General features: G+C 73.2%; 8 protein-coding genes. 7 read left to right on the top strand and 1 reads right to left on the bottom strand.

Annotation, left to right across the window (positions count from 1 at the left end):
• The 5 genes from ACXJKL_RS11080 to ACXJKL_RS11100 form a co-directional block, all read left to right on the top strand.
• A partial coding sequence (locus ACXJKL_RS11080) for a hypothetical protein (RefSeq protein WP_457207104.1) occupies window positions 1-688 on the top strand: 688 nt, incomplete at its 5' end.
• On the top strand, window positions 685-1434 hold the full coding sequence (locus ACXJKL_RS11085) for an SURF1 family protein (protein WP_457207105.1): 750 nt from the start codon (window positions 685-687) through the stop codon (window positions 1432-1434). The genes ACXJKL_RS11080 and ACXJKL_RS11085, both read left to right, overlap by 4 nt.
• The gene (locus tag ACXJKL_RS11090; protein ID WP_457207106.1) at window positions 1431-1823 is read left to right on the top strand and encodes a DUF3817 domain-containing protein; all 393 of its coding nucleotides are present in this window, start codon (window positions 1431-1433) and stop codon (window positions 1821-1823) included. The genes ACXJKL_RS11085 and ACXJKL_RS11090 overlap by 4 nt, the downstream gene beginning before the upstream one ends.
• Before the next feature lie 21 nt (window positions 1824-1844).
• Window positions 1845-2708: a patatin-like phospholipase family protein gene (locus tag ACXJKL_RS11095; RefSeq protein WP_457207107.1), complete on the top strand. Its 864-nt coding sequence runs from the start codon at window positions 1845-1847 to the stop codon at window positions 2706-2708.
• 42 nt (window positions 2709-2750) lie between these two features.
• Window positions 2751-3752: a lysophospholipid acyltransferase family protein gene (locus ACXJKL_RS11100; RefSeq protein WP_457207108.1), complete on the top strand. Its 1002-nt coding sequence runs from the start codon at window positions 2751-2753 to the stop codon at window positions 3750-3752.
• 140 nt (window positions 3753-3892) lie between these two features.
• On the opposite strand, the gene ACXJKL_RS11105 is transcribed toward ACXJKL_RS11100, so the two are convergent.
• Window positions 3893-4717: a hypothetical protein gene (locus ACXJKL_RS11105; RefSeq protein ID WP_457207109.1), complete on the bottom strand. Its 825-nt coding sequence runs from the start codon at window positions 4715-4717 to the stop codon at window positions 3893-3895.
• 167 nt (window positions 4718-4884) lie between these two features.
• Here ACXJKL_RS11105 and ACXJKL_RS11110 point away from each other — a divergent pair, with 167 nt between their 5' ends.
• Window positions 4885-5394, top strand: coding sequence for a peptidylprolyl isomerase (locus tag ACXJKL_RS11110; RefSeq protein ID WP_457207110.1), 510 nt, complete (start codon window positions 4885-4887; stop codon window positions 5392-5394).
• A gap of 13 nt (window positions 5395-5407) precedes the next feature.
• Entirely contained in the window at window positions 5408-6337 is a 930-nt protein-coding gene (locus ACXJKL_RS11115) for a rhomboid family intramembrane serine protease (RefSeq protein ID WP_457207111.1), read from the top strand.
• The last annotated feature ends 307 nt before the right edge of the window (window positions 6338-6644 follow it).

Raw genomic sequence — 6644 nt, forward strand, 5'->3', positions numbered from 1 at the left:
GCACGAGCACGACTCCGAGCTGCTCCTCGACCACGGCTTCACCTCCGACGACGTCGACTGGGAGGCCCACTTCCTGACGCCCGACGGACCCGGCTGGGTGCTGGCGCTGCGACCCGACCTCGACATGGCGCGGGTCGCCGGCGCGGTCGACGCCCGCGCGGCCGGGCTCGGCGGGGCCGACGTCGACGCCGAGCGCCACCTCGTCTCGGTGGGTGCCGCCACCGGGGACGACGAGACGTGGGCCGAGCGCCCGGGGATCGTGGACCTGACGTCCGCGGGCGCCGACGAGGCGACGTACTACCGCGCCGGCTGCGTGCCGCTGGCCCAGGCGCTGGGACCCGACGCGGACGCGGAGGACCAGGACGCGCTCGTGGCCCGGCACGACCCCACGGACCTCGAGCCCCTGGAGACCTTCGCGGTGGGCTTCGCCGACGGCATCGTCACCGCTCGGCTGGGCCCGGACCGTCCCGACCTCTTCGACCGGGCGGCGCTCGCCGGCGACTTCCCGACCGTGGGTCCGGTCGGCTTCGTCGAAGCCTTCACGCTGCCGGTGGTCGACCCCTCGACCGGACGGATCGGCTGGACGGTGCGCCACCCGGACGCCGCGGCCGGCCTGGTGCTCACCGACGTGCTGCCGTTCGCCGTCTGCCCCGAGGTGACGCCGACCGAGGAGCCGACCGGCCTGTGAGCCCGCCACGCAGCAGCACCGCGCGGATCCTCACCCCCCGCGCCGTCGGCGCCACGGCCCTCGCCCTGGTGCTCGTCGGCATCGCCGGCTGGCTGGGGTGGTGGCAGCTCGGGGCCTGGCAGGCGCGCCGCGACGCCGAGGCGCGGGACCTGACCTCCCTGGCCCCGGTGGCCCTCGACGACGTGATGGGCTCCGACGACCCCTTTCCCGGCGACCAGGTGGGCCAGCCGGTGGACGTCGCCGGCACCTGGCTGGACCGGGGGAGCTTCCTGGTGTCCGGACGCGCCCAGGACGGGCAGGACGGCTACTGGGCGGTGACCCCGCTCGCCCTCGACGCGTCCGGTGGGGACACCGCGGTGCTGGTCGTGCGGGGGTGGACGCCCGTCGCCGACGTCCCGCCGCCGGTGGGACCGGCCGCCCTCACCGGCTGGCTGCAGCCGCCGGAGGGCACCGGCGCGGTGGACGACGACCCGGACGACGACGTCGTACCGCAGCTGCGGATCGCGGACGCGGTCCAGCGCGTCGACGCCGACCTGTACGGCGCCTACGTGGTGGCGCAGGAGCCGGGGCCCGGGCTGGAGGCGGCCAGCCTCGAGTCCCTCCCCGAGGTGGGGCGCTTCACCGCCCTGCGCAACCTGCTGTACGCCGTGGAGTGGTGGTTCTTCGGCGCGTTCGCGGCCTTCATCTGGTGGCGCTGGCTCCGCGACCAGCACGCTGCGGACCGCGTGACAGACTCGGCGTCGTGAAGGCCGCTCTGCTCCGCTACCGGGTCATGGCCACCGTCGTCGGTGTGCTGCTCATCGTGCTGTGCCTCGTCGGCCTGCCGCTCCACTACGGCTACCTCCTCTTCCCCGAGGCGATGCCCAAGGGCGGCACGGCGTACGACGTCGGGGCCGGCATCTCGGCCTACCTCGGGGTCGCGCACGGCTGGCTCTACCTGATCTTCCTCATCATGGCGTTCATGCTGGGCCGGCGTGCGGCGTGGGACCTGCCGTTCCTCGCCGTGACCCTGGTCTGCGGCACCATCCCGGTCGTCTCGTTCTGGGCCGAGCACCGCGCCACCCGCCGCACCATCGCCGAGCACCCCGAGCTGCAGTCCCRCTCGGACCCCCAGCCGGACCCCGAGCTGCGTTGAGCACGTGAGGGGCGCCGCGTCGTGACCACCGCCTTCGTCCTCGGTGGTGGCGGCATCCTCGGCGCCGTCGAGGTCGGCATGCTGCGCGCCCTCTTCGAGCGCGGCATCACCCCCGACCTGGTGCTGGGCACGAGCGTGGGCGCGCTCAACGGCGCGATGGTGGCCCGCGAGCCGCGGCTGACGGTCATCGAGCGGCTCACCGACCTGTGGGCGGCGACCGCCGCCGGCAGCGCCGACCGGGGAGCCTCGCCCTTCCACGACCGTCCGCTGCGCACGGTCCGACGGGCGGTGTCGACGGGCACMCACATCTACTCCGCCAAGCCGCTCACCCAGCGGCTGGCCGAGGAGTTCGGCGACACCACCTTCGCCGACCTCGAGGTGTCCTTCCAGGTGTGCGCGGCCAGCATCGAGCGGTCGGCGGAGCACTGGTTCGACTCCGGGCCCCTGGTGCCGGCGATCGTCGCCAGCGCCGCCGTGCCCGGGCTGCTGCCCCCCGCGCAGGTCGAGACCGAGTTCGGGGTCGAGCACTTCCTCGACGGCGGCCTGGTCAACTCCATCCCGGTCGGGCGGGCGGTGTCCCTCGGCGCGACGCGGGTCTTCGTGCTGCAGGTCGGCCGGGTGGACCGGCCGCTGACCGTGCCGCGGCGTCCCTGGGAGGTGGCCCGGGTGAGCTTCGAGGTCGCCCGCCGCCACCGCTTCATGCGCGAGCTCGCCGAGATCCCCGAGCATGTCGAGGCGCACGTCCTGCCCGCCGCCGGGACCTCGTCCAAGGACGACTCGATGCTGGCCTTCCGCGACTTCTCCTCCGTCCAGCGCCGCATCGACGCGTCGTACGACGCCGCGCTGGCCTGCCTCGACGAGCACCTCGACCCGGACGGCTCGTGAGCGGCAGGATGACGCCGTGACCAGGGTGACCGGGACGACGTCGTGATCTGGGTCCTGCGCCGGCTCGTGCTCGCTCCCGCCCTCGTCGGGCTGACGGTGCTGCTGTGGGTGACGTTCCCGCTGTGGCTGATCGGGGCCGCCGCGATCTCGCCGGTGATCCCGGGGCGCTGGCGGGCGCTGCGTCTCTTCTGGGTGGTGTTCCTCTACCTGACCACCGAGTCGCTGCTGCTCCTGGTGCTGCTCGGGCTCTGGCTCGCGTCGGGCTTCGGCTGGAGGATCCGCTCGCCGTACTTCGCCGGCATCCACTACGACCTGGTGCAGTTCACCCTGGTGGGGTTCTTCCGCGAGGCGCGACGGGTCCTCGCGCTGCGGATCCGCACCGACGGGCCGGCGCCCGGTCGCCACCCCGAGCGGCCGATCCTGGTCTGCTGCCGCCACGCCGGCCCGGGCGACTCGTTCACGCTGATGTACGCGCTGCTGCACTGGTACGGCCGCGAGCCTCGCGTCGTCCTCAAGGACACCCTCGCGTGGGACCCGGCCATCGACGTGATCCTGCGCCGGATCCCGGCCAGCTTCATCTCGCCCGACCCGGCGGAGGGGGAGGACCTCGAGTCCCAGATCGGCGCCCTGGCCAGCGGGCTCGACGCCAACGACGCGTTCGTGATCTTCCCCGAGGGCGGCAACTTCACCCCGGCCCGGCGGGAGCGGGCCATCGTCCGGCTGCGCAAGCTCGGCCTGCAGCAGATGGCCGACCGCGCGGAGCGGATGACCAACGTGCTGGCCCCCCGCCCGGGAGGCTTCCTCGCCGCCCTCGACGCGGCCCCCGAGGCCGACGTGGTGATGGTCGCGCACACCGGGCTCGACCACCTGCTGACCGTCGGCGACCTGTGGCGCGAGCTGCCGATGGACAAGACCCTGGTGATGCGCTGGTGGGAGGTCCCGCGGTCCGAGATCCCGGCCGGGCGGGAGGCCCGCATCGAGTGGCTCTACGGCTGGTGGGAGCAGATCGACGCCTGGATCGACGAGCACCGCACCGTCGCCTGAGGAGAGCGCATCCGCGGGTAGTCCGTGACGTTCGGCACCTGTGCTCGCGGCCGCGCGGGCGCTGGGGAACGAGGCCGCAGACGCCGCGAGCCCCGGACCATCAGGTCCGGGGCTCGCAGGTGGTCGTTCTCGCGCTGGAGTCAGTCCCGCGGGTTGTCCGRGACCTCGTCCACCTCGATGACCTCGGCCGGGCTGTCCGGCGTGGTCACGTCGTGCGGCTCCTCGTCGCGGTCGCTGAGCGCCTCGCCCGGGGCGCCGCCGCCGATGTCGTCGACCGCCACGCGGTGGGTCGGGTCGGTCAGGGCGTCCGAGGCCTGGGCGGCGTCGACCGCCGTGGGGGTGGACGGGTCGAGCGGCGTCTTGATGGGGTCGGTCAGCGGGTCGCCCGCCGTACCGCTCGTGGGGAGCGGGGACGTGACTCCGGCACCGGACGGCGCGGTGCTGCCGGCCGGCGGGGCCGGGGTGTAGCTCGACTGCCAGTTGTCCTTGGTCTGCGACTTGCGGAGCTTGCTGAAGACCGCAGCGCCGACGGCGAGCAGGCTGCCGACGAGCAGCAGGGTCTTGAGCTTGCTGCGCTCCGGCTCCGGCTCCTGACGGAGCTCGGCCACCTTGGCGGCGGCGAGGTCGCGACCCTCCGCGGCCTTCACGGCGGCGAGGGAGGCGCCGGCGGCCACCTTCTCGCTCGCCAGGGCCCGGCCCTCGGCCAGCACCGGGACGGCCCGGTCGCGTGCGTCCTGGAGCAGCGGGACCGCCCGGTCCCGGGTGTCCTGGAGGAGGGGTACGGCGCGGTCGCGGGCGTCGGACACCAGCGGGGCTGCCTTGTCCCGCGCGTCGGCGAGGGCGGGGCCGGCCGTGGTGCGCGCGGTTACCAGCGCAGCCTCGAGCTGGGGAATGACGGTGTCGGCGACGGACTCCACGTAGTCGTGGGCCCGATCCATGATCGACTTCTGCCTGCGGATGCGCATGCGTGGCCTCCTTGTGAGATGTGTACCCATCTCACCATGCCGCGCGAAGCGACCGACAGCCCCGTCCGGGTGAAGGGCGGCGGTGTAGGAGCGCATGGCAGGATCGACGTCGACACGTGCGCGACGCCCCTGCGTCGTACGCACTCCTGACACGCGAGAGGCAGACCATGGCCGACACCAAGGCGACCCTGAAGACCACCAAGGGTGACATCGTCATCACCTTGTTCCCGAACCACGCGCCGGAGACGGTCGACAACTTCGTGGGCCTCGCCGAGGGCACCAAGGACTACAAGACCGGCGACGGCAAGAGCGGGCCGTTCTACGACGGCCTCGGCTTCCACCGGGTCATCGAGGGCTTCATGATCCAGGGCGGCTGCCCGCAGGGCACCGGCACCGGCGGCCCCGGCTACCAGTTCAAGGACGAGATCCACCCCGAGCTCGTCTTCGACAAGCCCTACCTGCTCGCCATGGCCAACGCCGGCCCCGGCACCAACGGCTCGCAGTTCTTCATCACCCTCGGCGCCACCCCGTGGCTGAACCGCAAGCACACGATCTTCGGCGAGGTCGCCGACCAGTCCTCGCGCGACGTCGTCGACGCGATCGGCGCGACCCGCACCGGCGCGATGGACCGACCGGCCGAGCCGATCACCATCGAGTCGGTCACCATCGAGCGCTGAGGCTCCCACCCGCATGACCCAGCCGACCTCCGGCGATCCCGCGGCCGGCGTCCCGACCTGTTATCGGCACGCCGGCCGCGAGACCTGGATCCGCTGCCAGCGCTGCGAGCGGCCGATCTGTCCCGACTGCATGCGGGACGCCGCCGTCGGCTTCCAGTGCCCCTCCTGCATCGCCGAGGGTGCCAGGACCACCCGCAGCATCCAGGCGCCGTACGGCGGCGCGCGCTCGAGCAACCCGGCCCTGACGTCGCTGGTGCTCATCGGCCTCAACGTGGCGGTCTGGCTGGCGATCCTGGTGACCGGCGGGTCCGGCAGTGCGCTGGTCGACCGCCTCGGCCTGCGCGCCAACGGCGCCTGCGCCCCCGGGGACGGCTACCTCTACGACATGACCCGTACGACGTGCGACGCCGTCGGGGGGCGCTTCCTGACCGGTGTGGCGGACGGCGCGTACTGGCAGGTGCTCACCAGCCAGTTCGCGCACGTCGAGATCTGGCACATCGCGGGCAACATGCTCGCCCTCTACGTCCTCGGACCCCAGCTCGAGGCGGTCCTGGGCCGGGTCCGGTTCCTGGCCCTCTACCTCATCTCGGGGCTCGCCGGCTCGGTCGCGGTCCTGTGGCTCTCCCCGGAGATCGGGCTCACCCTGGGCGCGTCCGGCGCCATCTACGGCCTCTTCGGCGGGCTCGGCATCGTGGCCCTCAAGGTCGGCGGTGACCTGCGCAGCCTCGGCGGGCTGCTCGTCCTCAACATCGTCATCACCTTCGCCGTCCCGGGCATCTCCTGGCAGGGACACCTCGGTGGTCTCGTCGGCGGCGCGCTGATCGCCGCGCTCCTCGTCTACGCCCCGCGGCAGCGGCGCAGCCTCGTGCAGTGGAGCGGAATGGCGACCCTGACCCTGGCGCTGCTCGCCATGGCCGCGGTCCGCACCCTCGCCCTCGCCTGACCGATCGCTGTCCGCCATCGGCTCCGAGCGGCGGCGTCCTGGCCGGCGGCGTCCTGGCCGGCGGCGCCCCGGCTCCGGCCTCAGGCTGAACCTCCACGCGTGTGCGTGGACCTTCAGGGCGCAGGCCGGGTCAGTGCATGCATCTCCACGCCTGAGCGTGGACCTTCATGACGGCCGCCACAGTTGCCGGGCGCGCGCCGCCGTGCCCTGCCCCATCCACAGGTGTGGAATCACCTGTGGAGAACTACATGCGTGTAGTTCTCCACACGTTGTCCCCAGTCTGGGGAGAATGAGCGCGGCGCCGGCC

This window comes from Nocardioides sp. P5_C9_2, assembly GCF_054049555.1.